The organism is Bacillus sp. EKM501B, from assembly GCF_011800505.1.
Lineage (GTDB): Bacteria > Bacillota > Bacilli > Bacillales > Bacillaceae_G > Bacillus_A > Bacillus_A cereus.
The window spans coordinates 23235-46292 of the sequence record NZ_JAALFZ010000032.1 but is presented as its reverse complement, the minus strand read 5'-3'; the positions used below and the strand labels follow the sequence as shown (position 1 = coordinate 46292).

The window sequence follows — 23058 nt, the reverse complement described above, 5'->3', positions numbered from 1 at the left end:
AGGATCAAACTCTCCAATAAAGTTAGTTTGTCTAGCATCTAAAATAAAAATTGACGTTTCACGTTGTTTGTTTCGTTTAGTTTTCAAAGTTCAACATCGCGTTTCAGCGACTTTTATAATATATCATAGTATATTATTTTCGTCAACAAGTTTTTTCGATAAGTTGTATCTCTCATTTGCTGACTCTGCCTATTATATAGGCTTTCTCTTCCCTATGCAAGTATTATTATAAAAAAATAAAGAGAGGGAAAATCCCTCTCTTATTCTTCTGAAGAAACCTCTTCACTCGTTTCTTCCTCTTCATCTTTTTGTGCTTTTGCTACCGTCGCTACCTCTTGGTCTTCCTCTAATCGAATTAGACGAACACCTTGTGTATTACGTCCCATTTGGGAGATTTGATCAACTGGCATACGAATAATAACGCCTGCCGCTGTAATTAACATAATATCTTCTTCACCTGTAACAGATTTAACAGCTACTAATTTACCGTTCTTATCTGTAATGTTACAAGTTTTCAGACCTTTACCACCGCGGCTTTGCAGACGGTATTCATCAATCGGTGTACGCTTTCCGTAACCATTTTTCGTTACAATTAGAACATTTACATCCTCTTCGACAATTTCCATACCTACAACTTGGTCTTCATCGCCCAACGTAATAGCTTTAACACCTGCAGCATTACGTCCCATAGAACGAACATCTTGTTCATTGAAACGAATTAGCATACCGTTACTTGTCCCGACAATAATATCCTTATCACCCGATGTTAAACGTACAGATATTACCTCATCCTCTTCACGAAGAGAAATTGCAATTAAACCATTTGTACGTATATTTGCAAATGATGAAAGTGGCGTTCTCTTAGAAACCCCTTGTTTTGTCGTAAAGAATAAGAACTGATCGTCACCAAATTCACGAATCGGAATAATAGCGTTAATCCACTCACCCTTATCTACCCCTAATAGGTTAATAATTGGTAGTCCTTTTGCAGTACGACTATACTCTGGAATTTCATATCCTTTCGTACGGTATACTTTACCCTTGTTTGTAAAGAATAAAATATGATCATGAGTAGACGTTGTTAATAAATGTTCAACAAAGTCATCATCATTCGTACCCATTCCTTGCACACCACGTCCCCCACGGTTCTGTGTTTTGTACGTAGAAGCTGGTAACCTCTTAATATAACCGTTATGAGTTAACGTAATCGCAATGTTTTGTTCAGGAATTAAATCTTCATCTTCAATAAATTCCATACCGCCAATTGTAATTTCTGTTCGTCTCTTATCATTGAAACGCTCTTTTACTTCTGTTAATTCTTCACGAATAATCTCAAGAACTTTTTCTTCATCTGCTAAAATCGCTTTTAATTCAGCAATTAACTTCATTAAGTCTTGATATTCTTGCTCAATTTTTTCACGTTCTAATCCAGTTAAGCGTTGCAGACGCATATCTAAAATCGCTTGCGCTTGTTTCTCACTTAAACCAAAACGTTCCATTAAACCTTGCTTGGCAATATCTGCCGTTTTTGAACTACGAATTAACGTAATAACTTCATCAAGATGATCTAAAGCAATTCGTAATCCTTCTAAAATATGAGCACGTGCTTCTGCTTTTTCTAATTCATAAGCAGTACGTCTACGAATTACTACCTTCTGATGCTCTAAATAATGATATAGATTTTGTTTTAAATTTAGTACTTGTGGCTCCCCATTTACAAGAGACAACATATTAATACCGAAACTTGTTTGAAGCGCTGTATGTTTATATAGATTGTTTAATAGTACGTTTGCATTAGCATCACGACGTACTTCCATGACAATACGCATACCATTACGATCTGATTCATCACGTAAATCTGTAATACCTTCAATTTTCTTATCGCGAACTAATTCTGCGATTTTTTCAATTAATCGTGCCTTATTAACTTGATAAGGTAGTTCAGTTACGATAATAGATTGTTTACCGTTTGACTTCTCTTCAATTTCAACCTTAGCACGAAGCATAATGGAACCGCGACCTGTTTCATAAGCTCTTCGAATTCCACTTCTTCCTAAAATTAAACCTGCCGTCGGAAAGTCTGGACCGGGAATGTATTCCATTAATTCCGCGATAGTAATATCAGGATTATGACTTAATGCCAGCACACCATCAATTACTTCGCCAAGCTGATGCGGCGGTATATTTGTTGCCATACCAACAGCAATACCTGTTGTACCGTTTACTAATAAATTAGGGAAACGCGCTGGTAGTACTATCGGTTCTCTTTCGGAACCATCATAGTTATCTTGATAATCAATTGTATTTTTTGAAATATCACGTATTAATTCCATAGAAATCTTAGACATTCTTGCCTCTGTATAACGCATTGCAGCTGCTGAATCTCCATCTACAGAACCGAAGTTACCATGCCCATCTACAAGCATATAACGTTGACTAAAATCTTGCGCCATACGTACCATTGTTTCATAAACGGCTGAATCACCATGAGGGTGATACTTACCGATTACTTCACCGACAATACGTGCTGATTTCTTATACGCTTTATCAGCTGTAATTCCTAAATCATTCATCGCATATAAAACCCTACGATGCACAGGTTTTAATCCATCACGAACATCTGGTAATGCACGAGATACGATAACACTCATTGCGTAATCTAAAAATGAGGTACGCATTTCATGACTAATATTAATTTCTCGAATTCGTGCTTGTTGTTGATTGTCTGACATCAACGAGCACCTCCTCTTACATTTCCGTTACACATACATTGATTTATATGTAGAAGACAGGAATACTTAGATTCCTGTCATTACTCATTTAAATATCAAGGTTCTTCACGTATTTTGCATTCTCTTGGATAAAGTTACGACGTGGCTCTACTTTATCTCCCATTAAAATTTCAAATGTTTCGTCTGCTTCAATTGCATCTTGAAGGGAAACTTGAAGTAATGAACGTACTTCTGGATCCATTGTCGTCTCCCATAGCTGAGTTGGATTCATTTCCCCTAGACCTTTATAACGCTGAATCCCTGGCTTAGGTTGGGCCGGTAATTCTGCTAAGATTTTTTCAAGTTCCTTATCGTTGTAAGCATATTGAATTTTTTTACCTTGTTGTATTTTAAACAACGGCGGCTGTGCAATATAGATATAACCACACTCAATTATTTGACGCATATAACGATAGAAGAACGTTAATAATAGGGTACGAATATGTGCACCATCAACATCGGCATCGGTCATAATAATAACCTTATGATAGCGTGCTTTTTCAATATCGAAGTCTCCACCAATATTTGTACCAATCGCCGTAATAATTGTACGAACTTCATCATTTGATAAAATCTTATCTAAGCGTGCCTTTTCCACATTAATAATTTTACCCTTCAGCGGTAAAATTGCTTGGAAATGACGATCGCGTCCTTGTTTTGCAGATCCACCCGCAGAGTCACCCTCTACGATGTAAATTTCACTAATTGCTGGATCTTTCGAAGAGCAATCAGCTAATTTACCAGGTAAACTTGAAACTTCTAACGCACTCTTTCGACGTGTCAATTCACGCGCTTTTTTCGCAGCTACACGTGCACGTGCAGCCATCGTACCTTTTTCTACAATTTTTCGCGCTACATTAGGATTTTCTAGTAAGAACTTTTCAAACGCCTCTGAGAATACAGACTCTGTAATTGTTCTCGCTTCACTATTCCCAAGTTTTGTCTTCGTTTGTCCTTCAAATTGTGGATTTGGATGCTTGATTGATACAATTGCTGTTAAACCTTCACGAACATCCTCACCAGTTAAATTACTGTCCGCATCTTTTAAAATGCTATTTTTACGACCATAGTCGTTGATTACACGAGTTAAAGCTGTTTTAAAACCTACCTCATGTGTACCACCTTCATACGTATGGATGTTATTCGTAAATGAGTAAATATTATTTGTGTATCCCTCGTTATATTGAAGAGAAACCTCAACCTGAATACCATCTTTTGAACCTTCTACGTACACAGGCTCTTCATGAATCGGTTGTTTTGAGCGATTTAAATGCTCAACGTATGATTTAATTCCACCTTCGTAATGGAATTCTTTCTTTTGCTTATGTTCACGTTTATCTTCAATTGTTAATTTAATATTACGATTTAAAAACGCTAATTCACGCATACGAGTTGCTAGCGTATCAAAATCGTATACTGTTGTTTCTTGGAAAATTTCCGGATCTGGTTTAAATCGAGTTATTGTTCCTGTTTGATCTGTGTCACCAATGACTTTTAAATCCGCAACCGGAATACCTCTTTCGTATTTTTGGTAATGGATTTTACCTTCACGATGTACAAATACTTCTAATTCTGTTGATAGAGCATTTACAACCGATGCCCCAACACCATGTAAACCACCAGAAACTTTATAACCGCCACCGCCAAATTTACCACCGGCGTGGAGAACAGTCATAATAACTTCTACAGCTGGACGTCCCATTTTTTCTTGTATACCAACCGGAATACCACGCCCATTATCCGTTACACGAATACTATTATCTTCTTCGATACTAACATTAATTTCATCACAATAACCTGCAAGTGCTTCATCAATACTATTATCTACGATTTCCCACACAAGATGGTGAAGCCCTTTTCCACTTGTAGATCCAATATACATACCAGGGCGTTTCCGAACTGCCTCTAGTCCTTCAAGCACCTGTATCTGACTTTCATCATATGCATTTTCTTGCATTTGCTTTTGTTCCATTGACACAAAGATCACCTACTTTTCCATTTAAACAGGGGTTATTCCCTATCTATTTCACAATCTACAGTGCCGTTCGTTACATGAATTGTTTTCGCTTCTTTTAATGTTTCGTGTTCAATTCCGTCGACACTCGTCGTTGTAACAAATGTTTGCACTTTTCCTTGAATTGTATTTAAAAGATGTGATTGACGATAATCATCTAATTCTGATAAAACATCATCCAACAAAAGGATTGGATATTCTTTAACCTCTGAATAAATCAATTCAATTTCAGCTAATTTTAGGGATAGTGCGGTCGTTCGTTGTTGTCCTTGCGAACCAAAGACTTGAACATTTTTACTATTAACGAAGAATTGTAAATCGTCACGATGAGGACCAATTAAAGTCGTACCACGGAAAATTTCACGTTGTTTCACAGATTGAAAACTTTCATAGTATACTTCTTTTATTTTCGACAAATCCATTGATTCTGATACATCTACACTTGGTTTATAGACAATTTCTAACTCTTCTAATCCACGGCTTATACCTCGATGAATTGGAGCTGCCCATTCCTGTAGCAAATGCAAAAATTCAAAACGTTTTTGCAGTATTTTCGCACCATGCTCAATTAGTTGAAGTGTAAATACATCCAACATCGTTTCCTCATTCTTACTATTCCCTTGCATTTTTTTCAACAAGTGATTTCGTTGCGTGAGCACCTTTTGATATTGACTTAATTCATACAAATATACAGGAGCTATTTGTCCTAATTCCATATCTAAAAAGCGTCTTCTTACTTGAGGGCTTCCTTTTACAAGATTTAAATCTTCTGGGGCAAACATGACAACGTTCATCACGCCAATATATTGACTTAACTTTTGTTGTTCAAGTTGATTTAATTTTGCCTTTTTACCTTTTTTCGAAATATTTAATTCCAAAGACAAAGAACTGTTTCTTTTTTGTAATTTCCCCTTTATTTGACCAAAATCTTCATCCCAGCGGATAAGTTCGCGATCATTAGAGGTTCTATGAGATTTCGCCATCGCTAAAACATAAATAGCTTCCATCAAATTTGTTTTCCCTTGTGCATTTTCGCCGATAATTACATTTACCTTATCTTCAAAGGAAAGCTCTAATTTTTCATAATTGCGATAGTTTTTTAATTGTATTTCTGAAATAAACAAAGGGCTCCCCCTTTATGCCTGAACTTGGAAAGTTCCGCTTCCTGGAATTTCAATAACATCATTCGCATATAGTTTGCGACCTCTTCTATTTTCAAGTTCGTTGTTCACGTACACTTCATATTCTTGTAAAAACCATTTTACAGCGCCACCTGTATCAATTACATCAGCTAACTTTAAAAATTGTCCTAGTGTAATATACTCTGTTGAAATTTTAATACGTTTCATAAAATCGCTCACTTTCTGAAAGTGTTCATTCTTTCATTGTACTAAATAAACTAGCATTAGGAAAGTAATACCCAAAAATCAAATAAGGGCCACTAGCATCTTTAAACTAGCAACCCTTATTCCTTACCTAGTAAGTACGAACCGGTAAAATTAATTGAATAATTGAATCATCATTTACTGTACGAATTAAGAACGGTCTCATTGCCCCAGTAAAGCTAACTTTAATCTCTGTACTATCCAAAGCTTTTAATGCATCCATCATATATTTTGCACTAAAAGATATTTTTAACTCTTCTCCATCTACTTTTTCGCATTGTACTTCTTCGACAACTTTTCCGATTTCTGGTGAATTCGAAGAAATCTCTAGCATTTCTTGCTCTAAAGTTGATAATTTAACAACGTTATTGCGGCCATCTCTTGCTAATAGTGAAGCACGATCAATTGCTTGTAGGAATTCTTTTGTATTTACAAAAATATCCGTTTTACTCTCTGCTGGAATTAAACGTGTCGTATCAGGATAATTTCCTTCTAACAATCTTGAGAAGAATAATAAATGTTTTGTACGGAATAATACTTGATACTCCGTAATAACGATATCTACCATTTCTTCAGACTCATCTAAAATTTTACTTAATTCATTTAAGCTCTTACCTGGAATAACAACATTAGCTTGGAATTCATCTGCAATGTTATGTCCTTCAATTTTTGCTTTTCGAAGTGCCAGTCTATGACTATCTGTTGCAATACAAGTTAACTCGCTGTTATATACCTTCCAGTTTACACCTGTCAAGATCGGTCTTGTTTCAGAAGTAGAAACTGCAAATACAGTTTGTCTGATCATATGCTTAAGTAAATCTGTTGGTATCTTAAATACATGATGTTCTTCAATCTGTGGCAATAACGGATATTCTGCAGAATCTAAACCATTTAAGTTAAACTCTGATTTTCCAGATTTTATTTTTGTCATAAAATGATTTTCTACAGAAATTTCGACAGTGTCTTTAGGTAGTTTTTTTACAATCTCACTAAAATATTTTGCCTGTAAAACAATGCTTCCTGATTGAGCAATTTCTACGATTTCTTTTCCATCTTCTTCGACTGGAATAAACGATTCAATAGAAATATCAGCATCGCTTCCTGTTAATGTAACCCCTTCTTCAGTAGCTACAACTTTAATTCCCGTAAGGATGGGGATTGTTGTACGAGAAGAAACTGCCTTCATTACATCTTGTACACCTCTTACAAGATAGTCTTTTTGTATTGTAAAACGCATAAAGAAAAACCTCCGGTAAGTATAAGATTTTATTTAATTAATAAAGATAAAAAAATAGTAGTAATAGTAATAGGGCTTGTGGATATGTGGATAACCCCTATAAAGGATGTAAAAACAGTCTATCTACATGTGGATAGACTGTGCGTAAAACAAGGTAAGTTATTCACACTATTCAGCTACTACTTTAAAATACCATTAATTTCTTCAACTTGCTTTTGTAATTGCGTATCGGTTTTTAGTAGTTTAGAGATTTTTTCATGGGCATGGATAACTGTTGTATGATCACGTCCACCAAATTCTTCACCTATTTTTGGTAAAGAGGAATCTGTAAGCTCGCGCGATAAATACATTGCAATTTGGCGAGGAAACGCAACTGATTTGGTACGTTTTTTCGCTTTAAAATCTTCTAATTTCACTTGATAAACATCCCCGACAGCTTTTTGAATATCATAAATAGAGATAATTTTTGGCTTAGAATTTGGAATAATATCTTTAAGTGCTTCAGCTGCTAAATCAGCATTAATATCTTTATTAATTAAAGATGAATAAGCTACAACTCGGATAAGTGCACCTTCTAATTCACGAATATTTGAATCAATTTGATTTGCGATATAAAGCATAACTTCATTTGGTATATCAAGCCCTTCAGCTTTTGCTTTTTTGCGTAAAATCGCAATTCGTGTCTCTAAATCTGGCGGCGTAATATCTGTAATAAGCCCCCATTCAAAGCGGGAACGAAGACGATCTTCTAAAGTCGGAATTTCTTTTGGTGGTCGATCACTAGAAATTACAATTTGTTTACTTTCTTCGTGTAATGCATTAAATGTATGGAAAAACTCTTCTTGAGTTTGTTCTTTTCCAGCAAGAAATTGAATATCATCTATCAATAAAACATCTACGTTGCGATATTTATTACGAAAATCAACAGCCTTATTATCACGAATAGAGTTAATAAATTCATTTGTAAATTTTTCTGATGATAAATATACAACTTTTGCATTTGGATTATGTTCAATTACATAATGACCAATTGCGTGCATTAAATGCGTCTTTCCAAGCCCAACTCCCCCGTAAATAAAGAGTGGGTTATACGCTTTAGCTGGCGCCTCGGCTACAGCTAATGAAGCTGCATGGGCAAAACGGTTACCAGAGCCGATAACAAATGTATCAAATGTATATTTTGGATTTAACATGCTCTGTGGTAAATGAGCTGAATCATCTTGTGCTGGATTCGGCTTAACTGGAGGCAGATCAATATCCTCTTCAGCTTGACTTTGAGGAATAATAAAGCGAATTGCTAATTTTGCCCCTGTTAAATCGTATAGTGTTTCTGAAATTAGTTCGGAGTAATGAGATTCTAGCCAGTCACGAGCAAATTCATTTGGAGCTGTAATCGTTAATACGTCTTTCTTCAAGTTATGAGCCGTTGTTGATTTTAACCATGTCTCATAACTAGGCTTGCTTACCTTTTTTTCTAATTCTTTTAAGGCACTATTCCATAAATCAGAGATATTTTCCAAAGGTGTCCCTCCTTTACTAAGATGGTAAAAGAATAAGGTTGCGCAACAAATGTACAACCCAATAAATATAAAATGTATATTTATACGAAACGTATTTTAAAACCTAAAAACGTCGTTTGTATATGAGATAGGGTTTTCGACAAAAAAAGCAAATGTGGACAACTATTTACCCACATGTGATTAAAACTGTCCACATGTTATACACAAACTGTGGATAAAATAAAGGTGTGGAAAACTTATTCAAAGTGAAAACACAACTATAATATCAAAAAAAAGTGGCTATAGCAATGAATTTAAGAAAGTTATCCACAAAATCAATACCTTGTGGAATAAACTTGTCCACAACACGATATACTGTGTAAAAGTGCGAAAAAAGTTTGTGGATATAAAAAACGTGAAAAAACATTTATCCACAAGGAAATATAGGTGCTGTGTAAAAGTATGTGAATAGGTTCAAAATGAATATTTGATGAAAATTTCTAGAACCATTGACATTTTCCTAGTTGATTAACTATAATTTATAGGACTGTCTTTAACAGATATTCCTCAGGGAGGTGTCATATAATGAAAAGAACTTACCAACCAAATAAACGTAAGCGCAGCAAAGTACATGGTTTCCGCAGCCGTATGAGCACAGCGAACGGACGTAAAGTGCTAGCAGCTCGTCGTCGTAAAGGAAGAAAAGTATTATCTGCGTAGACCACTGATCGTTCAGTGGTCTTTTTTTCTAATAATAGTGAATTTCCGCTGATGAAATACAGGAGTGTCAATTGATATGAAGAAAAAACATCGTATAAAGAAGAATGATGAATTCCAGGCGGTTTTTCAAAAAGGAAAATCAAATGCGAATCGTCAGTTTGTTGTATACCAATTAGATAAAGAAGAACAGCCAAACTTTCGCATCGGCCTTTCTGTTAGCAAGAAAATTGGAAATGCAGTAGTTCGTAATCGAATTAAGCGCATGGTCCGTCAGGCTATTACAGAGTTAAAAGATGAGATAGATTCTGGGAAAGATTTTGTTATAATAGCAAGGAAGCCTTGTGCAGAGATGACATATGAAGAAGTAAAGAAAAGCTTAATTCATGTCTTTAAACGCTCTGGTATGAAAAGAATAAAAAAGTAGCGTAAGGAAATGAATTACACTATATACATACCGATACAAGGAGGAGTAGGCTTTGAAAAAGAAATTAGGTTTACTAGCCATGGTCGTTGCATTAATGGCGATTGCCACCGGTTGTAGTGAAACGGGTCAGCCGATTACATCGAAAAGTACTGGGATTTGGAATGAATATTTCGTATATCCGCTTTCTCAGTTAATCACGTATTTTGCCGACTTATTTAACAGTAATTACGGTTTAGCAATTGTTATTACAACTCTTATCATTCGTTTTGCATTATTACCACTAATGATTAAACAAACGAAGAGTACGAAAGCGATGCAAGCGTTACAACCGGAAATGGTGAAGTTAAAAGAGAAATATAGCTCTAAAGATCAAGCGACACAGCAAAAACTGCAGCAAGAAATGATGCAGTTATATCAAAAAAATGGTGTAAATCCATTAGCTGGTTGTTTACCAATCTTTATTCAAATGCCAATTCTGTTCGCTTTTTATCATGCAATTATGAGAACAGCTGAAATTAAACAACATAGTTTCTTATGGTTCGATTTAGGACATGCAGACCCGTTCTATATCTTACCGGTCGTTGCAGCAATTACGACATTTATTCAGCAAAAGCTTGCAATGGCAGGAACAGCTGGTCAAAATCCGCAAATGGCAATGATGCTTTGGCTTATGCCGATTATGATTTTAATCTTTGCAATTAACTTCCCAGCCGCATTATCACTTTACTGGGTTGTTGGTAATATCTTTGGTATTGCTCAAATGTACTTTATCAAAGGGCCAGAAATTAAGGCTAGCAAAGCTGGAGGCTCAAGCAAGTGAGTGTAATTACTGCTAAAGGACAAACAGTCGAGCTGGCAGTAGAGGATGCTTTAAGGCAATTAAATACATCAAAAGATCGAGTAGATATAAATATTGTCGATGAGGGTAAAAGAGGATTCTTAGGTTTATTTGGGAATCGTCCTGCAGTAGTAGAAGTTGTATTGAAGAAAGATCCAATTCAAGAATGTGAAGAATATTTAAGAAATGTTATTCACGATATGGGTGTGGAAGTTGAGATTAGTAAAATTGTAAAAGGACGCGAAATTGAATTTACAATTTCTGGTGATAATGTAGGTGTTTTAATTGGGAAAAGAGGTAATACATTGAACTCTTTACAGTATTTAACAAAACTTGTCGCGAATCGTAACACGAAGCAGTATATCGGTATTACACTAGATGCTGAAAATTATCGTAGTAAAAGAAAAAGTACGTTAGAATCACTTTCTTATCGATTAGCGAAACAAGTATTTAATACGAAAAAAAGAGTTATTTTAGAACCGATGCCATCTTTTGAACGAAAAATTATTCATCAGGCATTATCAAATCATCAAGGTATCAATACAACTTCTGAAGGAAATGAACCACATCGGCATGTTGTAATATCTCCTAAATGACCGGTTGCTCAAATGAGTGCCGGTTTTTTTGAGCGGAAAATAGATGTGGATAACTAAAAAACACTAAACTTATCCACTGTGAATAAGTTTAGTGTTTTTTACATGGGGATATAATAAAATGAGTTATTCTTCTTTTGTAGATAGGTTCGTTATGGTATCCTAATAATTTAGTGAAAGAAATAATCATGTTGAAATAGAGATAAATAAGCAAGTGAGGTGAAAGGACATGGAATTTGATACAATTGCTGCGATTTCCACAGCGCTTGGAGAGGGTGCAATTGCCATTGTTCGAGTAAGTGGGGATGATGCGGTTGAGAAAGTTAATCGTATTTTTAAGGGGAAGGATTTAACAGAGGTTCCTTCTCACACTATTCATTATGGTCATATTGTTGATTTAGATACAAATCAAGTTATTGAAGAAGTTATGGTGTCTATTATGCGCGCACCAAGGACTTTTACACGTGAAAATATAGTGGAAATTAACTGTCACGGTGGACTTGTTTCAGTAAATAAAGTATTGCAACTTATTCTAGCACAAGGAGTACGATTGGCAGAACCGGGCGAATTTACAAAACGTGCTTTTTTAAATGGACGTATCGATTTATCACAAGCAGAAGCTGTTATGGATTTGATTCGAGCAAAAACAGATCGTGCGATGAATGTAGCAATTAATCAAATGGAAGGGCGATTATCTAAATTAATTGGTCTTTTGCGTCAAGAAATATTAGAAACATTAGCTCATGTTGAGGTAAATATAGATTATCCAGAATACGATGATGTAGAAGAGATGACACATAATATTTTAATTGAGAAAGCGACGCATGTTCGTTCGGAAATCGAAAAAATATTAGAAACATCAAAACAAGGGAAAATTTTACGTGAGGGTATTGCTACAGCAATTATCGGTAGACCCAACGTTGGGAAATCATCGTTATTAAATAGTCTTGTTCAGGAGAAAAAGGCAATTGTAACTGATATTGCAGGAACAACTCGTGATGTTATTGAAGAGTACGTTAACGTGCGTGGTGTACCTCTTAAACTTATAGATACAGCCGGTATTCGGGAGACAGAAGATGTTGTTGAACGAATTGGTGTGGAACGTTCAAAAGAAATGATGAGCCAAGCGGATTTAGTATTAGTTGTTGTCAACTATAGCGAGGCTTTAACAAATGAGGATGAAGATCTATTCCGTGCGGTACAAGGAAAAGACTTTATTGTTATTGTGAATAAGACTGATTTACCGCAAGCGATTGATATGGAACGTGTTACAGAGTTAGCCGCGGGAAATCGTGTTATTACAACATCCTTAATTGAGGAACAAGGAATAGATGAACTCGAAAAGGCAATAGCTGATTTATTCTTTGAAGGAACAATCGATTCTGCAGATATGACATATGTTTCTAATGCGAGACATATTGGATTATTAACACAAGCAGGAAAAACAATCGGTGATGCAGTTGAGGCGATTGAAAATGGTGTACCAATTGATATGGTACAAATTGATTTAACAAGAACGTGGGAAATACTTGGTGAAATTACTGGGGACACAGTGCATGAAAGCTTAATTGACCAGTTGTTCTCTCAATTTTGTTTAGGAAAATAATATAGTGAAGTTGTAGAAAGATAGAGATTATTAGGAGGAATAAACAATGGGATACAATGCCGGTTCATACGATGTCATAGTAATCGGTGCAGGTCATGCAGGATGTGAAGCTGGTCTTGCGGCAGCACGAATGGGCTCAAAAACATTAATGTTAACAATTAACTTGGATATGGTAGCATTCATGCCATGTAACCCTTCTGTTGGTGGACCAGCAAAAGGGATTGTTGTTCGTGAAATTGATGCATTAGGCGGAGAAATGGGACGTAATATTGATAAAACTCATATTCAAATGCGTATGCTAAATACAGGTAAGGGACCAGCCGTACGTGCACTTCGAGCGCAAGCTGATAAATTCTCTTACCAACATGAATTAAAGAAAACAATTGAAGAAACACCAAACTTAACGTTGTTCCAAGGAATGGTAGAGCGTTTAATCGTTGAAGAAGGTGTATGTAAAGGGGTAGTTACACAAGCTGGTGCAGAATATACAGCAAAAACAGTTGTAATTACAACTGGAACATTTTTACGCGGCGAGATTATCATGGGCGACTTAAAATATTCAAGTGGTCCAAATAACCAGCAACCGTCTATTACATTATCTGAGCATTTAGAGGAGCTTGGATTTGATCTTGTGAGATTTAAAACAGGGACACCTCCTCGTGTAAACAGTAATACAATTGACTACAGTAAAACAGAAATTCAACCAGGTGATGATAAGCCACGTGCATTCTCTTTTGAAACAACGAAATTTATTATGGATCAAATTCCATGTTGGTTGACATATACAAGTACAGAAACACACCGTTTAATAGATGAAAATTTACATCGTTCAGCTATGTATTCTGGTATGATTAAAGGAACAGGTCCTAGATACTGTCCTTCTATTGAAGACAAAGTAGTAAGATTTAATGATAAACCACGTCATCAAATTTTCTTAGAGCCAGAAGGGCGTAATACACAAGAAGTATATGTACAAGGTTTATCCACAAGCTTACCAGAAGATGTACAACGTGACATGCTTAGAACAATTCCAGGCCTAGAAAATGTTGAAATGATGCGTACAGGTTATGCAATTGAATATGATGCAATTGTGCCAACACAACTATGGCCAACACTTGAAACGAAAAAGATTAAAAATTTATATACAGCAGGACAAATTAATGGAACTTCTGGTTACGAAGAGGCGGCCGGACAAGGGCTTATGGCTGGAATTAATGCAGCATGCCGTTCTTTAGGTAAAGAAGAAGTTGTTTTAGGTCGCGAGGATGCTTATATTGGCGTCTTAATTGATGATCTTGTAACGAAAGGTACAAATGAACCATATCGTTTATTAACGTCTCGTGCAGAATACCGTCTATTATTACGCCACGATAATGCTGATCTTCGTTTAACTGAAGTTGGTCGTAAAATTGGATTAATTAAAGAAGAGCGCTATGAGCGATTTACAAATAAAAAATTACAAATTGAACAGGAAAAGGAACGTTTAAGCAGCATTATTATTAAACCACGTCCTGAAGTTCAAGAATTAATTCGCAATATTGGCGGAAGTGAATTGAAAGATGGAATACGTGCAAGTGACTTATTACGTCGTCCAGAGATGACATATGAGCATATTCATCTTTTAGTACCAAGTGAAGTAGAATTAAGTGATGAAGTTAAAGAACAAGTTGAAATTCAGATTAAGTATGAAGGATATATTGAAAAATCTTTACAGCAAGTAGAGCGTATGAAGAAAATGGAGAATAAAAAAATCCCTGTAGATATTGATTATGATGCGATTTCTAGCATTGCTTCAGAAGCTAGACAGAAATTGAAAGATGTTCGTCCACTTTCAATGGGGCAGGCTTCACGTATTTCTGGCGTAAATCCAGCGGATATTTCCATTTTACTTGTGTATATAGAACAAGGAAAAATTGCACGCGTATCGAACCAATAAATAGTAAGGAGATATTGCTAGATGAACATAGAACAATTTCAATCTATGCTAGAAGAGAAGGGAATCACCCTCTCTTCTAGACAGTTAGAGCAGTTCAAAATCTACTTTGAAACATTAGTAGAGTGGAATGAAAAAATGAACTTAACGGCTATTACAGAAAAAGAAGAAGTATATTTAAAACACTTTTTTGATTCCATTACAGCTGCTTTTTATTATGATTTTTCAAAACCATTCTCAATTTGCGATGTTGGTGCAGGGGCTGGATTCCCAAGTATTCCTTTAAAAATTTGTTTCCCGCATTTAAAAGTAACAATTGTAGATTCGTTGCAAAAACGTATTAATTTCTTAAATCACTTAGCACAAAAGTTAGAATTAAGTGATGTTGCATTTTGTCACGATCGTGCTGAAACGTTTGGGAAAAAAGAAGGTGTACGTGAATCATACGATATTGTAATGGCACGTGCAGTTGCGCGTCTTTCTGTATTAAGTGAGCTATGTTTACCGCTTGTAAAAGTTGGAGGAACATTCATTGCAATGAAAGGTGCAGCAGCAAACGAAGAAATTGAAAATGGCAAGTATGCTTTAGAGGTGCTAGGCGGAGAGTTAAAAGAGATGTCTACGTTCCAATTACCGTTTGAAGAGAGTGAACGTAATATTTTATTAATCGAGAAAAAGCGCAAGACACCAAAGAAATATCCACGCAAACCGGGAACACCCAATAAATTACCTATTGAAAAATAAATCTTATTAGACGTAAGATTAAATTATATAAATGAAAACGTAAATGTTTCATAGGAAACATTTTATGGAGAATAGTCAATAGGCCTAAAAGGTGGTGGAATATGTATGAAAAATACGTTTTCTCGTTTATTTGGCTTTGGAGATAAAGAGAGCGAATTCGAATTACAAGACGAAAGCCATGAAGAGATAGATAAAAAGGTATATGAAGAAATACAAGAAATTCCGATAGTAAATATTACCCCTAACCGTTATCAACCAAGAACAGTTTTTGATGATGCGCGTATTGATGAGCTAGCATTAACAATTCGTACACATGGACTTATTCAGCCGATTGTTGTAAGGCAATATGAGGATGATAAGTACGAGATTATTGCTGGAGAAAGACGTTTTCGCGCGGCAACAAAGTTAGGTTGGGAAAAGGTTCCTGCAATTATAAAGAACTTAAATGATACAGAGACAGCTTCTGTAGCTTTAATTGAAAACTTGCAACGTGAGGAACTAACGGCAATCGAGGAAGCTGTGGCATATCAAAAGCTGATTGAGTTACATAATTTAACACAAGAAGCATTGGCACAACGACTTGGAAAAGGACAATCTACAATCGCAAATAAGTTGCGATTGTTAAAGTTGCCTGAAGAAATAAAAAGTGCATTATTAGAAAAAAGCATTACAGAACGTCATGCCCGCGCTCTCATTCCTTTAAAAAATGAGGAATTACAACTGAAAGTTTTACAGGAAATTGTGGAGAAACAACTAAATGTAAAGCAAACAGAAGAACGAATTGCGAAGTTACTAGAGGAAGCGAAACCGAAGCGTAAGGCAAAGCAAAAAGCAGTAAGTCGAGATACGAGGATTGCTATGAATACAATTAGACAATCTTTACAAATGGTTACTGAAAGTGGTTTGAATGTTAATTCTGAGGAAGAAGAATTTGATGAGTACTATCAAATTACAATTAAAATTCCAAAGAAAAAATAATAATGACGTGCTAGAGACCTTATCCTATTGGAGAGGTCTCTTTTACTATATTTTCTTGTTAAATGAAGAAGGAGTTTAGAAATAAATTTTGAAGTTTAATAAAGGACGTAAAAGAAAAAGTTTTATTTCATGTTACAATAAACGTAATTGTTACTAGAATAAGATAGAAAGGTTGAAAGTAGGTGACATCATGGGAAAAATCATTGCTATTGCTAATCAAAAAGGCGGTGTTGGAAAAACAACAACATCTGTTAATTTAGGGGCTGGATTGGCGCAAGTAGGTAAAAAAGTCCTTCTTGTAGATATTGATGCTCAAGGAAATGCAACGACTGGTGTGGGAATTGAAAAATCTGAATTAGATCAATGTATTTACAACGTTCTTGTGGAAGATGCAGATGTTCAAGGGGTTATACAGAAAACCGCAACTGAAAACTTAGATGTTCTACCCGCTACAATTCAATTAGCTGGTGCTGAAATTGAATTGGTACCGACTATTTCCCGGGAAGTACGTTTGCAAAGAGCATTACAGCCAGTTCGTGATGAATATGACTATATTATTATCGACTGTCCCCCATCTTTAGGGTTATTAACGATTAATGCATTAACAGCAGCAGATTCTGTTATTATTCCTGTACAGTGTGAATATTACGCACTAGAAGGGTTAAGTCAGCTATTAAATACAGTTCGACTTGTACAAAAACATTTAAATAAAAATTTAGCAATTCAAGGTGTATTGTTAACAATGTTGGATGCCCGTACAAATTTAGGAATTCAAGTTATAGATGAAGTGAAAAAGTATTTTAGGGATAAAGTATATCGCTCGATTATTCCGCGTAATGTACGCTTGAGCGAGGCTCCAAGTCATGGGAAACCTATTATGCAGTATGACGCTAAATCAAGAGGAGCAGAAGTATATATAGATTTAGCAGAGGAAGTGATTGCAGGTGGCTAAAGGATTAGGAAGAGGAATTAATGTGTTTTTTCCTGATTTAGATGTGAAAGAAGAGGAAACAATTCAGGAGATTCTTGTAACTGAATTAAGGCCGAATCCATATCAACCGCGTAAACACTTTAATAAAGAGGCGATTCAGGAATTAGCAATTTCGATTAAGGAACACGGTATTCTACAACCATTAATTGCTAGGAAGAGCATTAAAGGATATGAAATTGTTGCAGGTGAAAGACGATTTCGTGCTGCGAAAGAGGCTGGTTTAGAAAAAGTACCTGCGGTTGTAAGACAATTAAATGAACAGCAAATGATGGAATTTGCTTTGTTAGAAAACTTACAACGAGAAGATTTAAATCCTATGGAAGAGGCAATGGCATACCAGATGTTAATGAATGAGCTAAATGTAACGCAAGAACAATTAGCGAAACGTCTTGGTAAAAGCAGACCTTACATTGCAAATTATACTAGGTTATTAAGCCTACCTTCTTTCGTACAAGATATGATTGCAAATGGTCAACTTTCAATGGCTCATGGGAGAACTTTACTTACGATAAAAGATGAAGAACAATTGAAGTCCTTATTGAAACGCATTGAAAAAGAAGGATTAAATGTTCGTCAATTAGAGAAAATCGTCCAAGAGATTAATCAACACGTTTCACGTGAAACAAAAAAAGTGAAAAAAGAGCGAAATATATTTTTCGTAGAACGTGAAACGTTCTTAAGAGAAAAGTTTGGCACAGATGTGAAAATTAAAGAGACGAAAAAAGAAAAAGGTAAAATCGAAATTGAATTTTTTAATAAAGAAGATTTAAATCGTATTTTAGAACTATTAGCACAGAAAAATTAAAAAGCAAACCATCTTATTATTTATAGATGGTTTGCTTTTTTTAATGCGGATAATTTTTGATCCGTCTCTTTTATACTTTGTGCGATTACATCAGCCATTTTCATGACTAAACTTAATCTTGTATTTTGAAGAACGAAAAACTCCATAAACCCATTTAGATTGACGATACCGTGTATGTGCAAATCACCAACTGCAGGTAATTTCTTATTCATAGCAGCTCCAGGTTTACTAGGTCCCTTTCCAGTAGTGATTGATCCGATATTTTGGGACTTTCCTAAACATGCATCAACAGCAATTATAAATGCAGTAGGATATTCTTTCTGTATATTCTGAATTTTCTCCTCTAAATTTAGCGCATGTACTGGCTCATCTAGTGTACCGAATACTTGGAGGTTTTGGATGTCTATTTGTTCAAGTTTTGTACCAACTAATGGGCCGAGTGCGTCACCTGTAGAGCGATCTGTGCCGATACAAACGAGAATGAGTGGTATATTAGTTTTAATAGGAATATGGGTAAGTAAGAAATTACTGATTATCTCGGAGGCTTCTAGATCTTGGTGCATAACGTTTTGAGTTTCTTTCTCAAAAAATGGTAAGCGAAAACTTCCAATATTCATGAAGCACCCATCCTTTTAATAAATTTTCAATATATGTTATATGGTGAGGAAAATGGAAAGTTATAAGTGCGTAATTTTTGCAAAATGTGAATGAAAACGGAAATAATAGTACTAGTATATATATATTTGTTCCATTTTATACCTGGATGTCGGGGATAAAATAGGATTAAAATCATAAAATTTTTTCAGCAATTAGGGGACTTCTGATACAATAATAAGGGTAACTAAAAAGAAATTTTAGCTAGAGAGGTAGAGGTACATGGATTTATTAGCGAAGTGGTTTAATTCTATGAAACAGTATTTATTAGATGCTGATCGTTGGGCTCATATTGGAGTTGCGACATTAAAAATATGTATTATTTTAACAATTGGTGCAGTTGTTGTGCGAATTGCAAGAGCGGTTGTACGAAATGCGTTTCGCATGGGAAGTCGTTCTCCAATTCAAATTTCAGAACGTCGTACAGTTACAGTAGCGAAATTACTTGAAAATATTGTAGCGTACGTTGTTATGTTCATTATGCTAATTGCGATTTTAGGTGTGTTTGATATTAATGCATCAGGTTTATTAGCGGGTGCTGGGGTAATTGGTTTAGCAGTCGGATTTGGTGCTCAAAGTTTAGTGAAAGATGTTATTACAGGTTTATTTATTTTGTTAGAAGATCAGTTTTCGGTTGGCGATTATGTTAAAATCGGTCAATTTGAAGGAGTCGTTTTAGAAATTGGACTTCGTACAACGAAAGTAAAGAGTTGGACAGGTGAAATTCATACTTTACCAAATGGAAGTATTGTTCAAGTTACTAACTACTCAGTTAGTAATAGTGTAGCGTTTGTTGATGTATCTATTTCATATGAGGCTGATATTGCGAAAGCAGAGCAAGTTATTGAAGATTTATTAGTAGAATTACCTTCAAAGTACGAAAAAATGGTAACAACACCTCAATTATTAGGTGTGCAAACATTAGCTGCATCAGAAGTTATATTACGTGTTATTGCTGAAGTAGAACCGATGCAACATGCAGTTATTGCAAGGGCACTTCGTAAAGAGATTAAAAATCGTCTTGATTTACATGGAATTGAAATTCCATATCCACGTATGGTTTTATATAATCGTGAAGAATTAGTTAGTGGAAAAGCAATTTAGTATGGAGAGGAGTTTGGAGAGTGGAGCAAAAGGAATATAACTTGTATGATGTTGTGGAAATGAAGAAAGCCCATCCATGTGGCGAGAATCGTTGGAAAATTATTCGTATGGGAATGGATATCCGCATTAAGTGCGAGGGGTGTGACCATTCAGTAATGATTCCTCGAAGAGAGTTTGATCGTAAGGTGAAAAAAATACTTGTGAAGCACGAAGAATAGAGGGAGAGTAACAGTTACAGTAGGTAACTGTTACTTTTTTTCGTTTGGCGGAAACTTGTCATTTTTTTCGTTACTATCTATAATGATGAAAGATTGAGACATAGGAGTGAAAAATATGGGATTAACGGCTGGGATTGTTGGATTACCTAACGTAGGGAAGTCCACTTTATTTAATGCAATTACACAAGCAGGAGCAGAATCTGCGAACTATCCATTCTGTACAATTGATCCAAACGTAGGGATTGTAGAAGTACCAGATGAGCGTTTAAATAAATTAACGGAATTAGTAGAACCGAAAAAGACTGTTCCGACTGTATTCGAGTTTACTGATATTGCAGGTATTGTAAAAGGTGCTAGTAAAGGTGAAGGTTTAGGAAATAAATTCTTATCTCACATTCGTCAAGTAGATGCAATTTGCCAAGTTGTTCGTTGTTTTGAAGACGAAAATATTACGCACGTTTCAGGGAAAGTAGATCCAATTGATGATATTGAAACAATCAATTTAGAGCTAATTTTAGCGGACTTAGAGTCTGTTGATAAGCGTATCGAGCGTGTTGCGAAATTAGCAAGACAAAAAGATAAGGAAGCGGTATATGAGCATGAAATTTTAGTTCGTTTAAAAGAAGCTTTTGAAGAGGGAAAACCAGCTCGTACTGTTGAATTTACAGAAGAGCAGATGAAGGTTGTTAAAGGCCTTCATTTACTTACAACAAAAGAAATGTTATACGTAGCGAATGTAAGTGAAGACGATGTTATCGATCCTTCGGAAAATAAATACGTACAAATGGTAAAAGAATTTGCAGCAAATGAAAATTCTCAAGTAATCGTTGTATGTGCAAAAATCGAATCAGAAATCGCTGAATTAGACGAAGAAGAGAAAAAAGTATTCCTTGAAGAATTAGGAATTGAAGAGTCTGGTTTAGATCAATTAATTCGTGCAGCATATGACCTATTAGGACTTGCTACTTACTTTACAGCTGGCGTTCAAGAAGTACGTGCTTGGACATTTAAACAAGGAATGAAGGCACCGCAATGTGCTGGTGTTATTCATACAGACTTTGAGCGTGGATTTATTCGTGCAGAAACAGTTTCTTACGATGACTTAATGACAAACGGTTCTATGACAGCTGCAAAAGAAGCTGGAAAAGTACGTTTAGAAGGAAAAGAATATATCGTAAAAGACGGAGATGTTATGCACTTCCGTTTTAACGTTTAATTTAATATTTCCTAGGAAAAATAAAGATATGAGCTTGGCAAATATATTATATGTTTGCCAAGTTTTTTATGTATTGGTGAGTTGATTCATATAACTTACTATGATATAATCTAAACTCGTGAGTAATTACTATAAATTAATTGCTCCTTGCCCATTACGGGCCGTTTAGACCAAAAGGAGGTGAAAGTGTAATGAGAAAGTACGAAATTATGTACATCATTCGTCCTGGCGTTGAAGAAGAAGCTCAAAAAGCTTTAGTTGAACGTTTTGCAGGTGTTTTAACAAACAATGGTGCAGAAATCATTAACACGAAAGAGTGGGGTAAGCGTCGTTTAGCTTACGAAATCAACGACTTACGTGAAGGTTTCTACATGATCTTAAACGTGAAATCTAACGCAGAAGCGATTAACGAATTCGACCGTTTAGCTAAGATCAACGAAGACATCCTTCGTCATATCGTTGTTAAAGAAGAAGAAAAATAATTGATATATAAGGGAGAGTGGTTCGATTGATGAATCGTGTTATCCTCGTTGGTCGTTTAACTAAGGACCCTGACTTACGTTACACGCCCAATGGTGTTGCAGTAGCTACTTTTACGTTAGCTGTGAATCGCGCATTTGCCAATCAACAAGGTGAGCGTGAAGCTGACTTTATTAATTGTGTAATATGGCGTAAACAAGCAGAAAACGTAGCAAATTATTTGAAAAAAGGTAGCTTAGCAGGCATAGATGGACGTCTTCAAACTCGTAATTACGAGGGACAAGATGGTAAACGTGTATACGTAACAGAAGTTCTTGCGGAAAGCGTGCAATTTTTAGAGCCGCGTAATGGCGGTGGGGAGCAACGTGGTTCATTTAATCAGCAACCATCAGGAGCTGGTTTCGGTAACCAAGGCTCTAACCCATTTGGTCAATCTAGTAATTCAGGTAACCAAGGTAACTCTGGATTTACGAAGAATGACGATCCATTTTCAAATGTAGGTCAACCGATCGACATTTCCGACGACGATTTACCGTTCTAATACAGTAAATTTGTTAGTTTTAACAAAGAATGGAGGGAAATAGACATGGCAGGACGCAAAGGTGGACGTGCGAAACGTCGTAAGGTGTGTTTCTTCACAGCTAACGGCATCACTCGCATTGACTATAAAGATGTTGATTTATTAAAACGTTTCGTTTCTGAGCGTGGTAAAATTTTACCTCGTCGTGTAACAGGAACAAGCGCGAAATACCAACGCAAACTTACAGTTGCAATTAAACGTGCTCGTCAAATGGCACTTTTACCATATGTTGGTGAATAATAGCGTATGAAATGCACAGTAGAGTCGG

At 35.7% G+C, this 23058-nt stretch carries 23 protein-coding genes; 16 read left to right on the top strand and 7 right to left on the bottom strand.

Annotated features, from left to right (window positions below; translation table 11 throughout):
- Positions 1 to 260: 260 nt before the first annotated feature.
- From gyrA to dnaA, 6 genes are all read right to left on the bottom strand, one after another.
- Positions 261 to 2732: a DNA gyrase subunit A gene (gyrA, locus tag HFD78_RS28120; RefSeq protein WP_001282864.1), complete on the bottom strand. Its 2472-nt coding sequence runs from the start codon at positions 2730 to 2732 to the stop codon at positions 261 to 263.
- Positions 2733 to 2820: 88 nt separating this feature from the next.
- On the bottom strand, positions 2821 to 4743 hold the full coding sequence (gene gyrB, locus HFD78_RS28115; RefSeq protein WP_000435982.1) for a DNA topoisomerase (ATP-hydrolyzing) subunit B: 1923 nt from the start codon (positions 4741 to 4743) through the stop codon (positions 2821 to 2823).
- 38 nt (positions 4744 to 4781) lie between these two features.
- Entirely contained in the window at positions 4782 to 5909 is a 1128-nt protein-coding gene (recF, locus tag HFD78_RS28110) for a DNA replication/repair protein RecF (RefSeq protein WP_000470745.1), read from the bottom strand.
- Positions 5910 to 5921: 12 nt separating this feature from the next.
- Positions 5922 to 6134, bottom strand: a complete 213-nt coding sequence (yaaA, locus tag HFD78_RS28105; RefSeq protein WP_000821364.1) for a S4 domain-containing protein YaaA — start codon at positions 6132 to 6134, stop codon at positions 5922 to 5924.
- 127 nt (positions 6135 to 6261) lie between these two features.
- Positions 6262 to 7407 carry a DNA polymerase III subunit beta gene (gene dnaN / locus HFD78_RS28100; RefSeq protein WP_001212884.1) on the bottom strand — a complete coding sequence of 382 codons (1146 nt, stop codon included), beginning with the start codon at positions 7405 to 7407 and terminating at the stop codon, positions 6262 to 6264.
- 179 nt (positions 7408 to 7586) lie between these two features.
- The gene (dnaA, locus tag HFD78_RS28095; protein WP_000428017.1) at positions 7587 to 8927 is read right to left on the bottom strand and encodes a chromosomal replication initiator protein DnaA; all 1341 of its coding nucleotides are present in this window, start codon (positions 8925 to 8927) and stop codon (positions 7587 to 7589) included.
- Between the two features lie 564 nt (positions 8928 to 9491).
- Here dnaA and rpmH point away from each other — a divergent pair.
- The 10 genes from rpmH (at position 9492) to spo0J (ending at position 18538) form a co-directional block, all read left to right on the top strand.
- Positions 9492 to 9626, top strand: a complete 135-nt coding sequence (gene rpmH / locus HFD78_RS28090; RefSeq protein WP_000831901.1) for a 50S ribosomal protein L34 — start codon at positions 9492 to 9494, stop codon at positions 9624 to 9626.
- 76 nt (positions 9627 to 9702) lie between these two features.
- A complete protein-coding gene (gene rnpA, locus HFD78_RS28085; protein WP_000726621.1) occupies positions 9703 to 10050 on the top strand; it encodes a ribonuclease P protein component in 348 nt (115 codons plus the stop codon).
- A gap of 52 nt (positions 10051 to 10102) precedes the next feature.
- Positions 10103 to 10870 carry a YidC family membrane integrase SpoIIIJ gene (spoIIIJ, locus tag HFD78_RS28080; RefSeq protein ID WP_000727737.1) on the top strand — a complete coding sequence of 256 codons (768 nt, stop codon included), beginning with the start codon at positions 10103 to 10105 and terminating at the stop codon, positions 10868 to 10870.
- Entirely contained in the window at positions 10867 to 11484 is a 618-nt protein-coding gene (jag, locus tag HFD78_RS28075; RefSeq protein WP_000111516.1) for an RNA-binding cell elongation regulator Jag/EloR, read from the top strand. Before spoIIIJ ends, jag begins: the two co-directional genes overlap by 4 nt.
- Positions 11485 to 11710: 226 nt before the next feature.
- Entirely contained in the window at positions 11711 to 13087 is a 1377-nt protein-coding gene (mnmE, locus tag HFD78_RS28070; RefSeq protein WP_000393769.1) for a tRNA uridine-5-carboxymethylaminomethyl(34) synthesis GTPase MnmE, read from the top strand.
- A 46-nt stretch (positions 13088 to 13133) separates the two neighbouring features.
- The gene (gene mnmG / locus HFD78_RS28065) at positions 13134 to 15023 is read left to right on the top strand and encodes a tRNA uridine-5-carboxymethylaminomethyl(34) synthesis enzyme MnmG (RefSeq protein WP_000541055.1); all 1890 of its coding nucleotides are present in this window, start codon (positions 13134 to 13136) and stop codon (positions 15021 to 15023) included.
- A 21-nt stretch (positions 15024 to 15044) separates the two neighbouring features.
- Positions 15045 to 15764, top strand: coding sequence for a 16S rRNA (guanine(527)-N(7))-methyltransferase RsmG (gene rsmG, locus HFD78_RS28060; protein ID WP_001019628.1), 720 nt, complete (start codon positions 15045 to 15047; stop codon positions 15762 to 15764).
- Between the two features lie 105 nt (positions 15765 to 15869).
- On the top strand, positions 15870 to 16742 hold the full coding sequence (gene noc, locus HFD78_RS28055) for a nucleoid occlusion protein (protein WP_000799016.1): 873 nt from the start codon (positions 15870 to 15872) through the stop codon (positions 16740 to 16742).
- Positions 16743 to 16932: 190 nt separating this feature from the next.
- Complete coding sequence (gene soj, locus HFD78_RS28050) at positions 16933 to 17694, top strand: sporulation initiation inhibitor protein Soj (protein ID WP_000516114.1); 762 nt, start codon at positions 16933 to 16935, stop codon at positions 17692 to 17694.
- A complete protein-coding gene (gene spo0J / locus HFD78_RS28045) occupies positions 17687 to 18538 on the top strand; it encodes a stage 0 sporulation protein Spo0J (protein WP_001051829.1) in 852 nt (283 codons plus the stop codon). Before soj ends, spo0J begins: the two co-directional genes overlap by 8 nt.
- Positions 18539 to 18558: 20 nt before the next feature.
- Here spo0J and yyaC read toward each other — a convergent pair whose 3' ends face one another.
- Positions 18559 to 19155 carry a spore protease YyaC gene (yyaC, locus tag HFD78_RS28040; protein WP_001020715.1) on the bottom strand — a complete coding sequence of 199 codons (597 nt, stop codon included), beginning with the start codon at positions 19153 to 19155 and terminating at the stop codon, positions 18559 to 18561.
- Positions 19156 to 19414: 259 nt separating this feature from the next.
- On the opposite strand from yyaC, the gene HFD78_RS28035 reads away from it, so the two are divergent.
- The 6 genes from HFD78_RS28035 (at position 19415) to rpsR (ending at position 23030) form a co-directional block, all read left to right on the top strand.
- Positions 19415 to 20296, top strand: coding sequence for a mechanosensitive ion channel family protein (locus tag HFD78_RS28035; protein ID WP_000364815.1), 882 nt, complete (start codon positions 19415 to 19417; stop codon positions 20294 to 20296).
- Positions 20297 to 20316: 20 nt separating this feature from the next.
- Positions 20317 to 20514: a DUF951 domain-containing protein gene (locus HFD78_RS28030; protein WP_000435485.1), complete on the top strand. Its 198-nt coding sequence runs from the start codon at positions 20317 to 20319 to the stop codon at positions 20512 to 20514.
- Positions 20515 to 20629: 115 nt separating this feature from the next.
- Positions 20630 to 21730: a redox-regulated ATPase YchF gene (ychF, locus tag HFD78_RS28025; protein ID WP_000524672.1), complete on the top strand. Its 1101-nt coding sequence runs from the start codon at positions 20630 to 20632 to the stop codon at positions 21728 to 21730.
- A gap of 191 nt (positions 21731 to 21921) precedes the next feature.
- Complete coding sequence (gene rpsF, locus HFD78_RS28020; RefSeq protein ID WP_001233778.1) at positions 21922 to 22212, top strand: 30S ribosomal protein S6; 291 nt, start codon at positions 21922 to 21924, stop codon at positions 22210 to 22212.
- Between the two features lie 26 nt (positions 22213 to 22238).
- Positions 22239 to 22751, top strand: a complete 513-nt coding sequence (ssb, locus tag HFD78_RS28015) for a single-stranded DNA-binding protein (protein WP_000981961.1) — start codon at positions 22239 to 22241, stop codon at positions 22749 to 22751.
- A 45-nt stretch (positions 22752 to 22796) separates the two neighbouring features.
- Positions 22797 to 23030 carry a 30S ribosomal protein S18 gene (rpsR, locus tag HFD78_RS28010; protein WP_000918873.1) on the top strand — a complete coding sequence of 78 codons (234 nt, stop codon included), beginning with the start codon at positions 22797 to 22799 and terminating at the stop codon, positions 23028 to 23030.
- The last annotated feature ends 28 nt before the right edge of the window (positions 23031 to 23058 follow it).

Coding starts and splice junctions, on each gene's coding strand:
- rpsR (WP_000918873.1), top strand. CDS start 22,797: ATGGCAGGACGCAAAGGTGGACGTGCGAAACGTCGTAAGGTGTGTTTC.
- ychF (WP_000524672.1), top strand. CDS start 20,630: ATGGGATTAACGGCTGGGATTGTTGGATTACCTAACGTAGGGAAGTCC.
- gyrB (WP_000435982.1), bottom strand. CDS start 4,743: ATGGAACAAAAGCAAATGCAAGAAAATGCATATGATGAAAGTCAGATA.
- soj (WP_000516114.1), top strand. CDS start 16,933: ATGGGAAAAATCATTGCTATTGCTAATCAAAAAGGCGGTGTTGGAAAA.
- dnaN (WP_001212884.1), bottom strand. CDS start 7,407: ATGCGTTTTACAATACAAAAAGACTATCTTGTAAGAGGTGTACAAGAT.
- gyrA (WP_001282864.1), bottom strand. CDS start 2,732: ATGTCAGACAATCAACAACAAGCACGAATTCGAGAAATTAATATTAGT.
- mnmG (WP_000541055.1), top strand. CDS start 13,134: ATGGGATACAATGCCGGTTCATACGATGTCATAGTAATCGGTGCAGGT.
- rnpA (WP_000726621.1), top strand. CDS start 9,703: ATGAAGAAAAAACATCGTATAAAGAAGAATGATGAATTCCAGGCGGTT.
- rpsF (WP_001233778.1), top strand. CDS start 21,922: ATGAGAAAGTACGAAATTATGTACATCATTCGTCCTGGCGTTGAAGAA.
- mnmE (WP_000393769.1), top strand. CDS start 11,711: ATGGAATTTGATACAATTGCTGCGATTTCCACAGCGCTTGGAGAGGGT.
- yyaC (WP_001020715.1), bottom strand. CDS start 19,155: ATGAATATTGGAAGTTTTCGCTTACCATTTTTTGAGAAAGAAACTCAA.
- rpmH (WP_000831901.1), top strand. CDS start 9,492: ATGAAAAGAACTTACCAACCAAATAAACGTAAGCGCAGCAAAGTACAT.
- yaaA (WP_000821364.1), bottom strand. CDS start 6,134: ATGAAACGTATTAAAATTTCAACAGAGTATATTACACTAGGACAATTT.
- noc (WP_000799016.1), top strand. CDS start 15,870: ATGAAAAATACGTTTTCTCGTTTATTTGGCTTTGGAGATAAAGAGAGC.
- rsmG (WP_001019628.1), top strand. CDS start 15,045: ATGAACATAGAACAATTTCAATCTATGCTAGAAGAGAAGGGAATCACC.
- HFD78_RS28035 (WP_000364815.1), top strand. CDS start 19,415: ATGGATTTATTAGCGAAGTGGTTTAATTCTATGAAACAGTATTTATTA.